The organism is Arthrobacter sp. Dra40 (assembly GCF_059091905.1).
The window spans coordinates 24,814-42,072 of the sequence record NZ_JBNHHB010000018.1 but is presented as its reverse complement, the minus strand read 5'-3'; the positions used below and the strand labels follow the sequence as shown (position 1 = coordinate 42,072).

General features: G+C 67.5%; 17 protein-coding genes and 1 riboswitch. Of the genes, 7 read left to right on the top strand and 10 right to left on the bottom strand.

Translation table 11 applies throughout. The features are described from left to right. Nucleotides 1-570: 570 nt before the first annotated feature. Together AC5RWT_RS11000 and AC5RWT_RS10995 are read left to right on the top strand one after the other, a co-directional pair. On the top strand, nucleotides 571-1,446 hold the full coding sequence (locus AC5RWT_RS11000; RefSeq protein ID WP_494080252.1) for a hypothetical protein: 876 nt from the start codon (nucleotides 571-573) through the stop codon (nucleotides 1,444-1,446). A 10-nt stretch (nucleotides 1,447-1,456) separates the two neighbouring features. After that, entirely contained in the window at nucleotides 1,457-2,281 is an 825-nt protein-coding gene (locus tag AC5RWT_RS10995; RefSeq protein WP_494080278.1) for an oxidoreductase, read from the top strand. A gap of 32 nt (nucleotides 2,282-2,313) precedes the next feature. On the opposite strand, the gene AC5RWT_RS10990 is transcribed toward AC5RWT_RS10995, so the two are convergent. The 7 genes from AC5RWT_RS10990 to AC5RWT_RS10960 all read right to left on the bottom strand — a co-directional run bounded on the left by AC5RWT_RS10990 (nucleotide 2,314) and on the right by AC5RWT_RS10960 (nucleotide 10,251). Continuing rightward, nucleotides 2,314-3,663, bottom strand: a complete 1,350-nt coding sequence (locus tag AC5RWT_RS10990) for an NtaA/DmoA family FMN-dependent monooxygenase (protein ID WP_494080251.1) — start codon at nucleotides 3,661-3,663, stop codon at nucleotides 2,314-2,316. Further along, nucleotides 3,647-4,456 (bottom strand): energy-coupling factor transporter transmembrane component T family protein, encoded by an 810-nt coding sequence (locus tag AC5RWT_RS10985; RefSeq protein WP_494080250.1) that lies wholly within the window; start codon nucleotides 4,454-4,456, stop codon nucleotides 3,647-3,649. Before AC5RWT_RS10985 ends, AC5RWT_RS10990 begins: the two co-directional genes overlap by 17 nt. Beyond that, nucleotides 4,453-6,174, bottom strand: a complete 1,722-nt coding sequence (locus tag AC5RWT_RS10980) for an ABC transporter ATP-binding protein (RefSeq protein ID WP_494080249.1) — start codon at nucleotides 6,172-6,174, stop codon at nucleotides 4,453-4,455. The genes AC5RWT_RS10985 and AC5RWT_RS10980 overlap by 4 nt, the downstream gene beginning before the upstream one ends. Continuing rightward, nucleotides 6,164-6,781, bottom strand: a complete 618-nt coding sequence (locus AC5RWT_RS10975; RefSeq protein ID WP_494080248.1) for an ECF transporter S component — start codon at nucleotides 6,779-6,781, stop codon at nucleotides 6,164-6,166. The genes AC5RWT_RS10980 and AC5RWT_RS10975 overlap by 11 nt, the downstream gene beginning before the upstream one ends. 22 nt (nucleotides 6,782-6,803) lie before the next feature. Next, entirely contained in the window at nucleotides 6,804-7,493 is a 690-nt protein-coding gene (locus AC5RWT_RS10970) for a YkoF family thiamine/hydroxymethylpyrimidine-binding protein (RefSeq protein ID WP_494080247.1), read from the bottom strand. 30 nt (nucleotides 7,494-7,523) lie between these two features. Next, nucleotides 7,524-7,633: riboswitch (TPP riboswitch) on the bottom strand. Nucleotides 7,634-7,730: 97 nt separating this feature from the next. Next, nucleotides 7,731-9,242, bottom strand: coding sequence for a succinyl-CoA:acetate CoA-transferase ScpC (scpC, locus tag AC5RWT_RS10965; protein WP_494080246.1), 1,512 nt, complete (start codon nucleotides 9,240-9,242; stop codon nucleotides 7,731-7,733). Nucleotides 9,243-9,351: 109 nt separating this feature from the next. Beyond that, entirely contained in the window at nucleotides 9,352-10,251 is a 900-nt protein-coding gene (locus AC5RWT_RS10960) for a LysR family transcriptional regulator ArgP (RefSeq protein ID WP_494080245.1), read from the bottom strand. A 40-nt stretch (nucleotides 10,252-10,291) separates the two neighbouring features. Between AC5RWT_RS10960 and AC5RWT_RS10955 the strand changes: the two genes are divergently transcribed. Continuing rightward, nucleotides 10,292-10,942 carry a LysE/ArgO family amino acid transporter gene (locus tag AC5RWT_RS10955; RefSeq protein ID WP_494080244.1) on the top strand — a complete coding sequence of 217 codons (651 nt, stop codon included), beginning with the start codon at nucleotides 10,292-10,294 and terminating at the stop codon, nucleotides 10,940-10,942. A 22-nt stretch (nucleotides 10,943-10,964) separates the two neighbouring features. After that, a complete protein-coding gene (locus AC5RWT_RS10950) occupies nucleotides 10,965-11,489 on the top strand; it encodes a metallophosphoesterase family protein (protein WP_494080243.1) in 525 nt (174 codons plus the stop codon). Nucleotides 11,490-11,537: 48 nt separating this feature from the next. Here AC5RWT_RS10950 and AC5RWT_RS10945 read toward each other — a convergent pair whose 3' ends face one another. Together AC5RWT_RS10945 and AC5RWT_RS10940 are read right to left on the bottom strand one after the other, a co-directional pair. Next, nucleotides 11,538-11,732 (bottom strand): DUF2795 domain-containing protein, encoded by a 195-nt coding sequence (locus tag AC5RWT_RS10945; protein ID WP_494043207.1) that lies wholly within the window; start codon nucleotides 11,730-11,732, stop codon nucleotides 11,538-11,540. Nucleotides 11,733-11,862: 130 nt separating this feature from the next. After that, complete coding sequence (locus AC5RWT_RS10940; protein WP_494080242.1) at nucleotides 11,863-12,396, bottom strand: OsmC family protein; 534 nt, start codon at nucleotides 12,394-12,396, stop codon at nucleotides 11,863-11,865. Between the two features lie 433 nt (nucleotides 12,397-12,829). Between AC5RWT_RS10940 and AC5RWT_RS10935 the strand changes: the two genes are divergently transcribed. From AC5RWT_RS10935 to AC5RWT_RS10925, 3 genes are all read left to right on the top strand, one after another. Continuing rightward, the gene (locus AC5RWT_RS10935) at nucleotides 12,830-13,546 is read left to right on the top strand and encodes a transglycosylase family protein (RefSeq protein WP_494080277.1); all 717 of its coding nucleotides are present in this window, start codon (nucleotides 12,830-12,832) and stop codon (nucleotides 13,544-13,546) included. A gap of 113 nt (nucleotides 13,547-13,659) precedes the next feature. Continuing rightward, the gene (locus AC5RWT_RS10930; RefSeq protein WP_494080241.1) at nucleotides 13,660-15,348 is read left to right on the top strand and encodes a long-chain-fatty-acid--CoA ligase; all 1,689 of its coding nucleotides are present in this window, start codon (nucleotides 13,660-13,662) and stop codon (nucleotides 15,346-15,348) included. Between the two features lie 203 nt (nucleotides 15,349-15,551). Next, nucleotides 15,552-16,532 (top strand): ABC transporter substrate-binding protein, encoded by a 981-nt coding sequence (locus AC5RWT_RS10925; protein WP_494080240.1) that lies wholly within the window; start codon nucleotides 15,552-15,554, stop codon nucleotides 16,530-16,532. Nucleotides 16,533-16,667: 135 nt separating this feature from the next. On the opposite strand, the gene AC5RWT_RS10920 is transcribed toward AC5RWT_RS10925, so the two are convergent. Next, on the bottom strand, nucleotides 16,668-17,252 hold the full coding sequence (locus AC5RWT_RS10920; protein ID WP_494043204.1) for an LOG family protein: 585 nt from the start codon (nucleotides 17,250-17,252) through the stop codon (nucleotides 16,668-16,670). Nucleotides 17,253-17,259 lie beyond the last annotated feature (7 nt).

Genomic DNA, 17,259 nt, shown 5'->3' with positions numbered 1-17,259 from the left:
ATTGGTTCCGCAGGCGGCCTTGTCACTTGGCTGTGCCGGGTCGTGCCCATCGCCAGAACAAGTACATGCAGATGCATCTACCGTATCCCATTTAGTTGATGTGTCAACTTTTGCGCCGGATCCAAGCCAGCAAACGGAGAGCGTTTGATGATTGGCCGCCCTCCTAGCACCCTTCCACAGGAAGCGCCCCTCATCGAATCGGCTGACGAAGCACCATGCCTCCGGCAAGTCTCAGCTCCGCGGGCCCTGCAGCAATCGGACAGATCATCAGGGCGGACTCCAGCCGTCCTGACCTCGGTGGCCTTGTACCGAGGCCCTAGAATGGCCGCAAGGACGTGACGGGGGGGCCGGGCAGTGGAACTGGAACGGCTAGGGGGCAATCTATGGGCGGCGTTTGGACTGTCGGCCGTGCTGGCGATGGTCACCTTGGCGGCCTGCGGAGAGATGCCTGGAGGCCGCGGACTACCACCGCGTGAACCGGCCGAGTTGGTTGATGCGGTTGGCTGCACGGCAGGCCGAGCTGTTGAACAAGGGGAGCCGCCCGCGACTCCGCTGCCGGCGGCTGGCGGAGTGCCGGAAGGATTTGTTCCGGTCGAAGTGATCCGCTGCGACACCTTCACGATGGCGACGGTCGAAGATGCCGAGGGCTTATGGTCGGCAGTCACGGAGGAGCGCCTCGCCGGGGACATGGTCGCGCTGGCGGACGCCCTGGCCCAGCCGAGCGACCAGCCGAGGGCGAACCAGGCCTGCACGGCCGACATGGAACTGGTTCCCGATCTCTGGCTGGTGGATGCCCAAGGCCAGGCGATGCGCGCGGCGTGGCCGACGAATTCCTGCGGGAAGACGAAGCCCGGCGTGCGCGAGATCCTTGGCGGGATGGATGTGGTTGAGTCGACGCAGCACAAGATGGAACTCATCCAACCGAGGGCGGCACTGGACGCCAACTGCCCGGCGGAATGGAAGGAACCGGTGGCGGTGGGAATCGCTGTGGCGCCGATACCGGCCCCGGACGGGGACGCGGAGGGTACCGGTGCCACGGCCTCCGCAGGCCTGGTTCCCGAGGTCAGCAACGTGGACTTGCTCCGGATCTGCCACTACAGCGTGGATCGCAGCGGAGCCGGCACGGCGCCGCCCACTGGCCCGCAGTCCGAGCTGGAGATATCCGGCACGGAGGTATCCACCGGAAGGTTTGTTGGCGGAGGCAGCCTCGACGGCCCCGGAAAGAACGCCGTACTTCAAGCAGCGACGACGGACGCGCCCGCCGCCGAGTGCGACGACGAGGCGGCGGAGTTTGCGGTCTTGTGGCCGGTGTCCGGTGGGCTGGAAGTCGGTGCACCGCTGACGGCGGAACTCGATGGCTGCCAGCGGCTCTTCGGGCCCGACGGCGGAGCCTGGACCATGCCGCACGAGGCGAGCACCGCCGTCGTCGTCGCCTTGGAGAAGTGAGGGAGCGATGGTGCGGGACAAAGTGGCACTGGTGACCGGGGCATCCTCCGGAATCGGGGAACACACCTGCCGTGAACTGGCGCGCCGCGGCTTCACCGTTTACGCGGCGGCGCGCCGGCTGGACCGGATGTGGCCGCTGGAAGAGCACGGGGTCCGTGTCCTCGGGATGGACCTGACCGACGACCCGTCGATGGTTGGCGGCGTGGAGCGGATCCTTGCGGAACAGGGAAGGCTGGACGTGCTGGTCAACAACGCCGGCTACGCGTCGTACGGTGCCGTCGAGAACGTGCCGCTGGCTGATGCCCGGCAGCAATTCGAAGTGAACGTGTTCGGGATGGGGCGGCTCATTCAATTGGCGGCGCCGGCCATGCGCGCGCAGGGCAGCGGCCGGATCATCAACGTGTCCTCGATCGGCGGCGTCTTCTACGAGCCGCTCGCCGGCTGGTACCACGCGGCCAAGTTTGCGGTGGAAGGTTTGTCGGACAGTCTCCGGGTGGAGCTCAAACCCTTCGGGATTGACGTGGTGATCATTGAACCCGGGCCCATCCTGACCGAGTGGAGCGCGATCGCCCTGGACAGCCTGCTGCAGACCTCGGAGGGGACGGCTTACGATCGGCAGGCCGAGAGCGTGGCCCGGACGGTTTCCGGGGCTTATACGGAACGGACGGGAACGCAGCCGGAGGTGGTGGGCCGGCGCATCGCCCGCATCGCGGCCGCCCGCCGCCCGCGCAGCCGGTATCCGGTGGGCCGCGGCGCGCGGACCATCATGAGCGCCCGCCGGCTGCTGCCGGACCGGGTCTTCGACGCCGTGCTCGCCCGGGTGTACCAGCGCTGAGCGGTTCTGGACCGGCCGGACGGACGTGCTGCTTATAGGGAGGTGCCCAAGTGCTCGCGCAGGGTGCGTCCCGAATACGAGGACCGGAACCGGCCTCGTGCCTGCAGCTCCGGGACCACACCGTTGACGAACTCTTCGAGCGAGGACGGGTAGAGCGCGGACATGATCACGAAACCGTCAGCTGCTTCCGAGTCGTAAAGTTCGCACAAGTAGTCAGCGATGTCCGCTGGATCGCCGACGGGCTGGGGATGCAGTTGGTTCATGGCCTGGGCGTTCGCAAGGTCGCGGACTGTCATGGATTGGCGGCGGGCTGCGGCCAGCAGCATCTGTTCGAACCCCTCGCTGCCGGTGGCGCCGCGGTGGGCCAGCAGCAACTCCTCGGCGCTGCCTTCCGGGTTTAGGTCCTCCCGGGCCGCGTGCAGGAGCCGGCCCAACTTCGTCAGAACGCCCTCCGTGTCCAGCGCCGCTTCCAGGCCGTGCACGGTGGCAAAGGCGGCGGCGCGGGTCGAACCGGTGATCGGCTGGACCGCCGGAAGTACGGCCAGATGATCCGGATTCCGTCCGGCGGCCGCAGCCCGGTCCCGAAGTTCACTCCGCACGGTCCGCATGGCGTCCGGTGTGTCGGCCACGGCGAACACGACCTCGGCCCAGCGGGCGGCGAACTCCATGCCGCGCGGCGAAGATCCGGCCTGCATCAGCACCGGCCTTCTTTGTGGACTGCGCGGAAGGGTGATCGGACCCCGGCTCAGCGGCCCGGCTTCGCCGGAAAGGGGGCGCTCAGGTATCCGGTGCACCAGCTCAGGATCCGCGAACTGACGTCGGGGACCGTCCAGCGTCAAGGCCCCGGGCTGCCAGGATTCCCACAAGTCCACTACCGTCTGGACGACGTCGTCGGCCCGGTCGTAGCGCTCCGCCTTGGGCGGGATGGAGGTCAGGCCAAAGTTGGCGGCCTCGGCGTCGGTGGTGGAGGTGACGATGTTCCAAGCGACCCGGCCACCGGAGAGGTGATCCAGCGAGAGCAACTTCCGGGCGATGGTGTAAGCAGGGGTGAAGGTCGTGGAGATAGTCGCGGCCAACCCCAGATGCCGCGTCGCTCCGGCGATCAGCGACAGGGTCACCATCGGGTCGAGATAGATGGCGCCTTTGCCGCCGGTGACCAGCGTCGTGGCGAAGTCGCCCGTATTGTCCTCCGGGACGGCCAAAGCATCCGGCAGGAACAGCATGTCGAAGCAGCCTCGTTCCAGCGTCCGTCCCAGATCGAGGTAAAACTCCGGGCTCAGCCAGTCTCGCCGGGAGAGCGGATGCCGCCAATTCTCCGAATACTGGCTGGTGGGCGGGTTGACCATCGCCACCAGGTGCATGCCGTCAGCTGAAGAGCGCATCGTATCCTTCCAAAAACCCCAGGACGTGGCTGGCGTACAGGATCCCGCCGAGCACGGCCAGCACGGCCGCTGCCATCAGCCAGTCGGTGCGGGTGAGGGGAATTTTCCGCCAGGTGGTCCGGGGTGTCAGCCCGAGTCCACGGGATTCCAGCGACTGGGCCATCCGTTCGCCTTTGCGCACCGAGACGACGAGCAGGGCAAAGGCCGCACGGCCGTAGGCGGTCAGGCCGCTGGGCAGGGAACCGTCCGGGCGGAGCTGCGCCCGGACGGCGTGGGCCTGACGGATGGTCTGCCACTCCCGGGGCATCTCCTGCAGCATGCGGTAGCCAGCCAGCACGGCATAGGTGATCCGGGAACCGAGCCTGGCATGTTGATGCAGGCTTCCCATCAGCGCCACGCCGTCCGTGGAAGCGATGAAGCCGATGGCAAGAATGCCGATCACCAGGGTTCGCAGGGCCAAGGAACCGCCGACCGACAGTCCTTCGACGGTGATCCGCAGCGGACCGGCCTCCCACAGGATGTGACCCGGGCGGCTGAGCGCGTTGACCATCAAGATGCCCAGACCGAAGGCGAGAAAGGGAACGTGCGCAAGTGCCATGGATTTGACGGGAACGCGCGTGGAGGCAACGACGGCGACCAGGGCCACCATGTAGAGCACGGCCGGGGTGACCGGGTCGAAAATGAAGACCATCGCCAGCGACACGACAAACAACAGCGTGAGCTTGACTGTGGGATTGCGCCGGGCCAGGACACTGCCGGAGGTAGTGAAGGCCGCGGCGGCTGCGGCGCTCACGCCCGGCTCCCGGACAGCCGCTGCACGGTGGCCCCGCCGGATACTGCCGCATCCAGCCGGTCAAGGACGCGGCGGATTTCGCGGTCCGAGTCGAACTCTGTGAGCAGCCAGTCGAGCAGCGGCGGCAGCCTGAGGCCGGCTCGCGCCAGGACATCCGGGTCGCGCAGGACGTCGAAGACGGCGCCGTCGGCAATCACGGTGTGCTCGGCGACGACGACGGCGCGGTCGGCCAGCGCGGCGACGGTGCGCAGGTCGTGGCTGGAGAAGAGAATGGCGCTGCCGCCGGCCGCCGCCTGCTTGAACGCGCTGGCGGTGGCAATCGTGTCCCTTCGGTCCAGGCCGAACGTCGGCTCGTCCGCCAGCAAGGACGGCCGTTCGTGGGCCAGCATGGCGGCCACGCTCAGGCGGCGCTTCTCGCCGCCGGACAACCGGAAGGGGCTCTGGTCGGCCAGATGGGTGAGCCGGTGCTGTTCCAACAACTGGTTGAAGAAGTCCGGCGGAGCATCGGGCAGTCCGTGCCGGACTTCCTCCGCTACGGTATGCGCCACGAACTGGTGTTCGGGGTTCTGGAACACTATGCCGGGGCGGGCACCGAGCACCGTTCCTTCGGCGGGCGGGAGGAGCCCTGCGAGGGTGAGCAGCAACGACGTTTTGCCCGTTCCATTGGCTCCCAGCAGGGCCGTGATCTCCCCGCGCCTGAGCTCGACGTCCACGTTTCTGAGGATGGCCGGTTCCGCCCCGGCCGCGCGGCGGAGCCGGTGCTTCTTCCGTCCGGCGCCGCGTGAGACTGAGACATTCTCTGCGGCGAGGACCGTGTCGCCGACACCGGGCGCGTCTGGAGCGCCGCCGTCGTGGTCGGGTAGCGCCAGAGCGCGGAGGGCGGAGCGGACGCCCGGCGAGTCGAGGCCGCCGGCCAGACCGGTGACCGCCAACAGCTCCGTTTCCAGCGGTAGCCAGCATCCGCGTGCATTGAGCCGGCCGGCGCTGCCGGCCAGCACCGCCGCGGTGGCGCCGTCGGCCAGGACCTGGCCCTCGTCGCCGAGCACGATCGCCCGGCCCGGCAGCCCGGCAATTCCCGCCCGGCCAGCGTAGTCGTCGAGCCGGTGTTCGACCAGCACCACAGCCGGACCGTAGGCGGCTGCGGCTGCGTCAATCGCCTGACGTACGGCGGTGAGGCCGGCCGGATCGAGCATGGAGGTCGGCTCATCGAGCAGCAGGAGGGCCGGTTCGGCGATCAGGCTGGCCGCCAGTGCCACCCGCTGGCCCTCTCCGCCGGAAAGCTTGTCCGTCTGCCGCTGCCGCAGACCGGCCGCACCGACCGCCGCGAGTGCGCGGTCGATGCGCGCCGATATCTGCTCCGGCGGCGCGGCGCGGTTCTCCAGTGGGAGGGCCAGTTCCTGTTCAACGTCCGGCAGGCAGACGCCGGAGGAGGGGTCCTGGGCGAGGACCCCGACCTGGCGCGAGAGTTCGACGACCGACGCGTCGGCGGTGGCCGTCCCGTTCACGGACACGCTGCCCGTTAGCGTGGACAGCACCGTGTGCGGAACCACCCCCGTGATCGCCTGCAGCAGCGTGGATTTTCCGGACCCCGAAGCCCCGAGCACGATCAGGTGCTCGCCCGGTTCCAGCCGCAGCGTGACCCCGCGCAGCACGGCGGCGTCACGCCGTGGAAACTCCACAGATACGTCGTGGAGCACCAGGACAGGCTCAGCGGGCATTGGCCTTGCCCAGCCGGGCCCGCCCGATCGCGAAGTTGTCCACCACGCCCGTCTTCGCCAGGGCGTCGACAATGACCTTCGCCAGCAGCCCGCCCAGCACCACCCCGGAAATGAGGTGGATGACCAAACGGGTGAAGAACAGGTCCTGGCCATACCAGCCGGACCGGAAGGCCGAATAGAAGAAGACCAGACCGGCACCGAGCAGGCCAGACAGGGCGTAGGTGAGCCAGCTGTAGGAACGGTAGCGGGTGGCCGCGAACGGGATTTCACTGCCGATGCCCTGGATCGCGGCCGCGATGAAGAGCAGCGGGCCCACCGCCGAGCCCAGGAACACGACCTCGATCACCGAGGCCAGAACCTCGGCGATGACGCCGGCAAAGGGACGCTGGACGATGGCAATGGCGATCGGCGCGACCAGCAGCCAGCTGCCGGCAAGAAAGTGCTGCGAGAGGTCTCCGGCGGGCCCCATCAGGAGCGACAGGGCAGTCCAGGCCTGGACGAAGACCCAGTAGAGGAAGCCGAAGACGACGCCGAGGACGACGAGCAGGACCAGGTCCTTCAGGCTCCAGGAAGACCGTGTGCGGGCAGGACCAGATGATGTTGACATGGGGGTTCCTTCCGGGCCAGCGTCAGGACGCACTGGGGCTGTTGATGGACAGGGTGGCGTGCGTGACAACGTGCTGGACGGATCGTCCAATCAGAATCCAGCCAGCGGCGATGGTCTGCAGGACCTGGGCGACGTCTCCGTCCAACCGGGTGACGTAATGGTCTTCGGTGACGGTCACGCCGGTGGACTTGGCGTAGTCGATGGCGGTGTAGATGTCGCGCATGTGGTCCGCTGTGCCAGTGCCAGTGCCAGTGCCAGTGCCGGTTCCGCCGTCGGCGAGCGGGTAGATCGCCCAGTCTGCCGCCGCCTGGATGCCGGTCGGTTCCAGTTGCGGGATCTCCGAATGCAGAACTGCGCCACCCTCGGGAATCTCGCAGCTGACACCGCCCGGGCAGCCACGGGACAGATGGACGGCGGCCGAAACGTGCGCTCCGCTGCGCCCGGCCCCGGCAATCACTTGGCTCAGATAGCGCATGACGTCCTGCTCGGCCCCGGAGACATAGGTGCTGACTGTCCCGGTCTGCACATCGAGACCCGTGGCGTCTGCGCGCCGCAGCGACCCCAGAATGACGTCGACGTAGTCATCGGCCATGACAGCCAGGGTCAGTCTGGCCCCCACGCCGAATTCACGCGGCGTCGCCGTGAAGGATGTTCCGGCGTTGACGGGGGAAGGATGGTTTGCCGCCGTGGCGGCAGCGTCAGGTGTTCGCATTGTCGCGCCCTTCTGTTGATTGAACAGGGCACGGGTGTGAGGGTTGCTCCCTGCGCTGGCATGATCCAGATCAGGTTCAACGGTCGAAACTTGAGAAGTTTCCTCTCAGCCCGGTTCACCGGACTCCCGTGTACAAGCCAGCAGCCTACAGGCAGGCTCACCGGGTGGCGAAAGCCCGGGAGTATGACGACGTCATACTCCCGGGCCGACCTGCTAGATCCGCTGCGGTGGCTGAACCTAGGGGCGCATGCTTCCCGTCTCCACGAAGCGCTGGTGCCAGGACAACGCCTCGCCGAGCAGGTGCGGGGTGTGCTTGGCAAAGCTGTCCCGGCAGGCGCGGTCGAAATAGTCCTGCAGCAGCGGCCGGTAGTCCGGATGCGCGCAGGTTTCGATGATCTTGCGGGCGCGCTGCTTCGGGGCCAGCCCGCGCAGGTCGGCCAGGCCGTATTCGGTCACTACGATCATGGTGTCGTGCTCGGTGTGGTCCACATGGCTGGCCATCGGCACGATGCTGGAGATCTTCCCGCCCTTGGCCGTGCTCGGCGACATGAACACGGACAGGTAGCCGTTCCGGGCGAAGTCGCCGGAGCCGCCGATGCCGTTCATCACCTTGGTGCCGGCAATGTGGGTGGAGTTGACGTTGCCGTAGATGTCCGCCTCGATCATGCCGTTGAGCGCAACGCAGCCCAGCCGCCGGATCAGCTCCGGGTGGTTGGAGATCTCCTGGGTGCGCAGGATGATGCGCTCGCGGTAATAGTCGACGTTGCCGTTGAACTCTTCGACCCCGGCCTGGCTCAGGGAGAAAGACGTGGCCGAGGCCATCCGCAGCACGCCGTCCTTGATCAGCTTCAGCATGCCGTCCTGGATGACCTCCGTGTAGGCGGTCAGGCCGCGGTACCCGCCGGCGGCCAGGCCTTCCAGTACCGCATTGGGGATATTGCCGACGCCGGACTGCAGCGGCAGGAGCTTGTCCGTCAGGCGGCCGCGCTGGACCTCCTGGTCCAGGAAGTCCAGCAGGTGGCCGGCAATCTGCTGCGAGGTCTCGTCCGGCGGATTGAACGGGGAGTTGCGGTCGGGGGCGTCCGTGTGCACGATGGCCACGATTTTCTCCGGGTCCACCTGCAGGTATGGTTCGCCGATCCGGTCGTCCGGGTGCAGCAACTGGATCGGTTTCCGGTTCGGCGGCAGCGCGGTGCCGTAGTAGACGTCGTGCATGCCCTCCAGCTCGGCCGGCTGCGCGCTGTTGACCTCCACAATGACCTTGTCGGCTTGTTCCAGCCAGGTCTTGTTGTTGCCCACCGAGGACGACGGGATCAGCCGGCCGTCTTCAAGCATGCCGACCACTTCCACGATGGCCAGGTCCACGTCGCCGAAGAACCCGTACCAGGTGTGCTGGGCGACGTGGCTGAGGTGGATGTCGATGTAGTCCAGTTCGCCGGCGTTGATGCGTTCGCGCAGCGCTGGGTCCGATTGGTAGGGCAGGCGCAACTCCATGCCGTCCACCTTGGCCAGCGCGCCGTCGAGCTCGGGGGCGGTGGAGGCGCCGGTCAGGACGCGGATCTGGAACTTCTCGCCCGCCGCATGGGCGGATTCCATCCGGGCCGCCAGCGCCTGCGGCACGGCCTTCGGGTAGCCGGCCCCGGTGAACCCGCTCATGGCCACCGTCATGCCGGGTTTGATGAGTTCGGCCGCCTGCTCGGCGGACATTACGCGCTCGAGCATGCGGGCATTGCGAATGCGGTCTTGCATTATGCCCCTTCGTCAGGATCTTCCCCTCCACCTTAGGCGTCGGTCACAGATGTCCGGGCCTTGGTGACGGGCGGAAGCGCCGCACGGAGCCGGTCCTGCGCCCGGCGAACTACGGCCGGCGCAGTTGTTCCGCCGCTGTCTGCCGCACGCAGGCGGAGAGTTCATCGAGGATCGGTGAGCTGATTTTCCAGCGCTGCCAGTACAAGGGGACGTCCACCGGCAGGTCCGGGGCCAGTTGGCGGAGCGTGCCCCGGCGGAGGTCCGCCTGGCACTGTTGTTCCGGCAGCAGGGCCCAGCCGATGCCCAGCCGGACGGCGGCCGCAAACTCCCCGGAGGCCGGCATGTAGTGGCGGGGCGCGGCCAAGTCGTCACCCGTCAGCGTCTGGTAGAAGCGCTCCTGCAGGTCGTCCTTGCGGTCGAAGTCCAGCACCGGCGCCGCACCCAGCCACGCCCAGTCGTGGTCCGGCGTCCCGGTGGGCCGCCAATGCTCCAGGTACTCGCTGCTGGCCACCGCCCGGTAGCGGAGCGAGCCGAGGGCCTCCACCGAGCAGCCCTGGACCGGTTCCGGCGTGGCGGTCACCGCCGCGGTCACGCGACCCGACCGCAGCAACGAGGTGGAATGCTGCTCGTCTTCACGGTGCACCTCGAAGAACACGCCCCGGTCGCGCGGCATCCGGGCCAGCGCCCCCAGGAACCACGTGGCGAGCGAATCGGCGTTGACCACCAGCGGCAGCGTCATCCCGGTCACGCTGCCGCCGAGTTCGCGCTGCGCATCGGCCTGCAGCACCCGCATCTGGCGCGCCAGCCGGAGGACCACGTCGCCGGCAGCGGTCGGCTGGACCGGGGTGGTGCGTTGCAGCAGGACCTGCCCGGCCGTTTGCTCCATGGCCTTGATCCGCTGCGAAACGGCGGAGGGAGTCACATGCAGCACACGGGAGGCGGCATCAAAACTGCCTTCTTGAACGACGACGGCGAAGGTCGCCAGATGCTCGGATTGGAACGTTTGCATAAGCTCATCTTACGGATCCTAAGTTTTCTTAGCTGTATTGATGTTGGCAGCTCGGATAGCGTCGACTGCTGTGACTACCGCTATTGCCCCCACCGTACTGCTGGGCCTGGGCACCGGATTGGCCCTCATCATCGCGATCGGCGCCCAGAATGCCTTCGTGCTGCGCCAGGGGATCCGGGGCGAACACATCGGCGTCGTCGTGCTGATCTGTGCCGTCTCCGATGCGGTGCTGATCGCCGCGGGGATCGCCGGAATCGGTGCGGTGATCGAGGCGGCCCCGGCGGTGGTGGACGTGATCCGGCTTGGCGGGGCGGCCTTCCTGCTGGCGTACGCCGTCTTCGCCGCCAAACGGGCCATCAAGCCGGGCGCGCTCACCGCCGCGGAGAATCAGCGCGGCGGCGGGTTGGCCTCCGTAGCAGCCACCGCCCTGGCGCTGACCTGGCTGAACCCGCACGTCTATCTGGATACGGTCCTGCTGCTCGGTTCCATCGCCAACACCCAGGGCGCGGAGCTGCGCTGGTCCTTCGGCGCCGGAGCGGTGCTGGGCAGCATGGTCTGGTTCGGTGCCCTTGGGTTCGGCGCCCGGCTGCTGCGCCCCTTCTTCGCCCGGCCCGGTTCCTGGCGGATCCTGGACGGGCTGATCGCGGTGGTCATGCTGGCGCTGGGGCTGCGGATGGCCTTCGGCTTTTGAGCGGGTGTGCAAGGATGCCGGTATGGTCAGCAAGCTCCTGTTCCTAGCGGACACCCACGTGCCGAAGCGTGCGCGGCGACTCCCGGAGCAGGTCTGGGATGCGGTGGCCGCGGCCGACGTGGTGTTCCACGCCGGCGATTGGGTCACCGCCGACCTGCTGGACGAGCTGGAGCAGCGTAGCCAACGGCTGATCGGCGTGTACGGGAACAACGACGGCGACGACCTGCGCTCGCGCCTGCCGGAAACCGCCGCCGCAACCGTTGCGGGCGTTCGCTTCGCCATGATCCACGAGACAGGAGCGGCGAAGGGCCGGGAACAGCGGTGTGAGGCGCGCTTTCCCGGCGTGGATGTGCTGGTGTTCGGGCACAGCCACATCCCCTGGGACACCACCTCGCCCGGGGGCCTGCGGCTACTCAACCCGGGGTCGCCGACCGACCGCCGCCGCCAACCGGTCTGTACCTACATGACGGCGACGGCCGACGGCGGCAGGCTCATTAACGTCAAGCTGGTACCGGTGGACAAGGCTGCCGGCCGCACGGACAAGTAGGACGCCGGGAACTCGTCAGCCCCACATTGCGGGCCGGAATCCAGCATGCTACTTGCCGGAAACCGCCTTGCTGACCTCGGCGGGGCTCTCATACTGCTTGTCGGGAAGATTCCTGAGCGCCGACAGCACGTCGTCGCCGGCGCCGGAGTCCTCGGCATTCTTCACCAAGTCGGCGGCGGAGGCGGGGTAGTCCACGCCGCCTAGTGCCTTCTGGATGTCAATGGGGCTGGGGTTCTCTGCCATGGAGGTTTCCTTCCGGTGGGCTAGGGGCACCACGCTACGCGCTGGGCCGCGCACTGGGAAGGCCCCCGCTGGCCGCTGCCCGCGGGCGCCCAGTACCACCCGGGGCGCGGAGCGCTGCCGGAGCCGCGGCCTACGGGAGGTGCGGCGCACCGCCGTCGTCGTTCTGCTGGACGCGCTGCACGGAGAGCGCCGGGGGTGCCGCCAGCGTTTGGTAGACCACGCAGTAGCGCTCGGTCAGCCGAAGCAGCGCCTCCAGATCCGCGTCGCCGGCGTCGCTGACCAGGTCGAAGCGCACGCGGATGCGTTGGAAGCCGACGGGAGTGTCCTTGTCCACCGCCAGCGTTCCGCGGAAGTCCAGGTCACCCTCGGCATGGACACGGCCGGTTACCTCCAGCCCCAGCGACGCCGCGACCGCCTGCAAGGTCACTCCGGCGCACGCCGCCAGGGCCTGCAAAAGCATGTCCCCGGAACAGGCCAGGCTGCCGTCGCCACCCGTGGCAGGGTGCAGTCCGGCTGCAACCAACGCTCGCCCGGTAACCACGGAACAGCTGGTTCCTTCACCAAGTTCGCCCTCAGCGTAAAGCGTGATCATCGCCGCCTCGGGCTGCTGCCGGTATCTGGTCTTCAGCGGGGCCTGGATGGCCCGCAGATTCGTCGTAGCCACGGAACCATCATGCTCCCGTAAACGGTCGGTGTATACGGGTGTCGCAGGTCGTCAAAACCGCATGGATACGCGGCCAATCGCCTGTCCGCGCCCTCGCCACACTGCGCAGTCATGCGCCCCGGCGGCAGCGCAGATGCGGAAGGGCGGTCGGCGCACACCAGTGGCCGCTTGGGAAGGTAAGCGTGCTTAGTCTTGATCCCCGCAGACCGGGTGGAATGACACGCCGAGAGCCGATCACGGTTTTGCAACGTTAGTTACTTTCCGGTAGCGTCCTCCGGGTGCGCAGGTCAGATGGCCGCGCCAGGGGGTGCCGGAATGTTCGGCGCGATCCATCCAAGTAAATATGCCCGGACGCTGCCCACGCCTTTCGCCGTCAGAATGGCAGACGTCCACATGACCTCGATCTATACGAGTGGCTGACGGCGGCGCAGGGATGTCCGGGGACGGACTGAGCGTAAGGCGGCCTCAGCGGAGCATTGTGAACTCAAACAAAAACAAGAACCTCAGTCGTGCCCTGCGTGGCGGCCTGGCCGCCTTGGCCCTGACCGGCGCCAGCATGGCCATGATCGGACCGGCGGCAAACGCCGCCGATGGGGCCACCTGGGACGCCCTGGCCGAGTGCGAGTCGGGCGGCAGCTGGAGCACCAACACCGGCAACGGCTTCTCGGGTGGCCTGCAGTTCACTCCGAGCACGTGGGCAGCTTACGGCGGCGCCGGCTCGGCAGAGAATGCCAGCCGTGCGGAGCAAATCGCGGTCGCAGAAAACGTCCTGGACGGCCAGGGTTGGGGTGCATGGCCGGCCTGCTCGGCCAAGCTGGGACTGTCCGGCGGCGGCGGAGGATCGCAGGTGAGCAGCCAGTCTGCTGACATCCAGCAGGCGCCGGTCCAGCAGGCTCCCGTCGCCGAGGCGCCGGTTCAGCAGCAGGCCCCGGTCCAGCAGGCTCCGGCTCCCGCAGCCGCCCCCGCCGTCGAGGCTCCGGCCGTGAGCGGCGAAACCTATGCCGTCCAGTCCGGTGACACCTTGGCCACCATTGCTGAGTCAATGGGACTCCAGGGCGGCTGGGAGGATCTGTTCGCGGCCAACACGGACACCGTGTCGGATCCGAACCTGATCTTCGTGGACCAGGTTCTGCAGGTTCCCGCGCAGTAATTTCCACGCCGTGAAACGCCCCGTTCTCCCCCGGAGGACGGGGCGTTCACAGCAGGCAACGCGGCCGTGACTCATAGACTGGCATGAACCGAGTGAGAGGACCGGCCGCCGCTATGCCCACTATCGAGAACCGTCCCTGGCTGCAGAATTACCAGTCCGGGGTGCCTGCCGAAATCGAGATGCCAACCGAGTCGCTCTCGCACATGCTGGACGACTCGGTCCGCAGGTTCGGGAAGCGGGCGGCCTTGGACTTCTTCGGGGCGTCCACCAGCTACCGAGAGCTGGGCCGCCAGGTCGACCGGGCAGCCGAAGGCCTGCGCAGGCTGGGCGTCGGCCCGGGCAGCCGCGTGGCGCTGATCCTGCCCAACTGCCCGCAACATGTGGTGGCCTTCTACGCAGTGCTGCGGCTGGGTGCCGTCGTCGTCGAACACAATCCGCTGTACACCGAGCGCGAGCTCCGGCACCAGTTCGAGGACCATGGCGCCACGGTCGCCGTCGTCTGGAACAACGTGGTGGCCAAAATCCAGGCGTTTCCCGCCGCCCTTGCCGTCAAGAAGATCGTCTCGGTGGATTTGGCCCGCGCCCTGCCGCGGGCCAAGCGGCTGGCCCTCAGGCTGCCCATCCCCGCCGCCAGGAAATCCCGCAAGGCGTTGACCGCCTCGGTGAAGAACACCATTTCCTGGGAGAAGCTGCTGAAGTCCAAGCCGCTGACAAAGGACTTTCCCCGCCCGGAGGTCAGCGATCTGGCGGCCATCCAGTACACCTCCGGCACCACCGGACATCCCAAGGGCGCAATGCTGACCCACCGGAACCTGCGGGCGAACGCCGAACAGGGGCGCGCGTGGATGCACGGCGTGGCCGAGGGCAAGGAGGTCATGTACGCCGTGCTGCCGATGTTCCACGCCTTCGGCATGACCCTGCATCTGACCTTCGGCGTCCTCACCGGCTCGCGGGTTGTCCTCTTCCCCAAATTCGACGTGGACCTGGTGCTCACCGCAGCCAAGAAGAACCCGCCCACCATCTACTGTGCGGTGCCGCCTATCTATGAGCGGACCGCGAACGAGGCCCGGAAGCGCGGGGTGTCCCTGAGCTCGGTGCGGTTCGCCATCTCCGGAGCCATGAACCTGCCGCAGGCCACCTTGGACCTGTGGGAGGACACCGCCGGAGGCCTGCTGGTGGAGGGCTACGGAATGACCGAAACGTCCCCGGTGGCCATGGGCAATCCGTTCGCATCCACCCGCAAGAACGGGACCATCGGCGTTCCCTTCCCCAGCACCGAGATGCGGGTGGTGGACCCGGACAATCCGGCCCACGACGTCGAGCCCGGGCAGCCCGGCGAACTGCTGATCCGCGGACCGCAGGTGTTTCAAGGCTATTGGGGCAAGCCGGAGGAAACCGCCGCCGTGCTGCTGGACGGCGGCTGGGTGCGCACCGGCGACATCGTCACCGTGGACGGGCAGCACAATGCCCGGATTGTGGACCGGGTGAAGGAACTGATCATCACCGGGGGCTTCAACGTCTCGCCGTCGGAAGTCGAGGATGCGCTGCGGTCCCATCCGGACGTGACGGACGCGGCAGTGGTGGGCATCCCGCGGGCCGAGGGAGGCGAAGAGGTGACGGCCGCCGTCGTGCTCCGGGACGCCGACCTCACGCTGGACGAGTCGGAGCTGCGGGACTATTGCCGCGGCCGGCTGGCGGCGTACAAGGTTCCGCGGCGGATTATTGCCGTGCAGGAACTGCCCAAGTCCATGCTCGGCAAGGTGCTGCGCAAGCAGGTTAAGGAGCAGCTCGCCGCCCGGTAGTGCCTCTTCTTGGGCGGCGCCGACGCCGAACCGCCGCTCGGCCATTGGCCGACAAGTGCGTGACGCGTCACATTCCTGCACGGCGGCAAGGATGAGTTGTGAGCCGTGACATAGTAGAGCGCTGTGGCCGCGTGCTGAACCGCGCTTCCGTTGGGGGAGACAGTGGGCGCTGCCACCTAGTTTTTCGATTTTTAGGAAGTGACATGAAGCGAACATTCCTGACGCTGCTGGCCGGTGTCTCCGCGCTGGGCCTGGCCGCCTGCGGCTCCGGATCGCCCAGCGGCGGCGAGGGCGGCGGCAACGAACCCGCCGCCTCGGGCGGGCTCACCCCGGTGACCGTCGGCGTGATCCCCATCGTTGACACCGCGCCGCTCTGGCTCGGCGATTCGAAGGGCTTCTTCGAGGAAGAGGGCCTGGATCTTGACATCCAGAACGTCGCCGGTGGCGCAGCCGCCATCCCGGCCGTGGTCAGCGGTGGCTTCGACTTCGCCTTCGGCAACCTGGTCTCGGTCATGGTCGCCAATGACAAGGGCCTGGACATCAGGCTGGTAGCCAACGGCAACTCCACCTCGGGCGATACCTCGCACGACTTCGGCGGCGTGGTGGTCAAGGGGGATTCGGACATCAAGTCGCCCAAGGATCTGGCCGGCAAGACCGTCTCGGTCAACACCCTGTCCAACATCGGCGACACCACCATCCGCAGCGTGATCGAAGCCGACGGAGGCGATCCCGAGAGCGTGAAGTTCGTCGAGGTGGGCTTCCCGGATGCGCCGGCAGCACTGGCCAACGGCCAGGTGGACGCGGCCTGGATCCTGGATCCGTTCCTGTCCCAGTCCGTGGATGACGGCGGCCGCGTGGTCTCCTACAACTTCGCCGACTTCGACAAGAATTTGGATATCTCCGGCTACTTCGCCACCGGCGATACCGTGTCGAAGGATCCGGAACTGGTGAAGAAGTTCCAGGCCGCGATGAACCGCTCGCTGGAATACGCACAGGAGCACCCGGACGAGGTCCGCGACATCGTGGGCACCTACACCAAGATCGACGAAGCCGCCCGCGCGGAGATGGCCCTGCCGGCCTTCCGCAAGGACTTCAACATGGAGGCGGCGCAGAAGCTCGCCGACGCGGCCCTGAAGTACGGCACGCTGACCAAGCCGGCGGAGCTGGACAAGTTCTTCCCGTAAGCTGCACGCCGTAAAGCAGTACGACGGCGGGAGTCCCCCTTCCGTTTGATGCGCCGGACAGCGTCTCTCCCACAGGGGAGAGGCGCTGTCTGCTTTTTGCCGACTGGTCAGATCTGCGCGGTCAGAGCTGAGCGATCAGATCCGGCTGCGCTCGCCGGGATCCCGCCACTTGTGGGCCGGCGGGGTCCAGCCGTCGATGGCGTCCAGCAGCTCCCCGGCGGAGCCGGCCACAATGACGGCATCGCGGTAGGCCTGCTTCAGGAATCCTGCGCTGACCAGAGAGTCGATCGCCGCCAGCAGCGGATCCCAGAAACCGTTAATGTTCAGAAAGGCTACCGGCTTTTCGTGGATGCCCAGCTGCAGCCAGGTCCAGGCTTCGAAAATCTCCTCGAGCGTGCCCACCCCGCCCGGCAATGCCACAAAACCATCGGCTAGGTCCGCCATCATCTGCTTGCGTTCGTGCATGGAGTCGACCACGTGCAGCGTGCTCAGGCCGGTGTGCCCCACCTCGGTCCGGTCCAGCGACGAGGGAATCACGCCCACCACCTCGCCGCCGGCAGCCACCGCGCTATCCGCGACGGTGCCCATCAGGCCCACCTGCCCGCCGCCGTACACAATCCCGATGCCGCGGGCCGCCAGCTCGTCGGCAAAGGACGCCGCCTCCCGCGCGTACAAGGGGTCTGTTCCGCTGGCGGATCCGGTGAAAACTGCAAGTCGCATTCCGCCA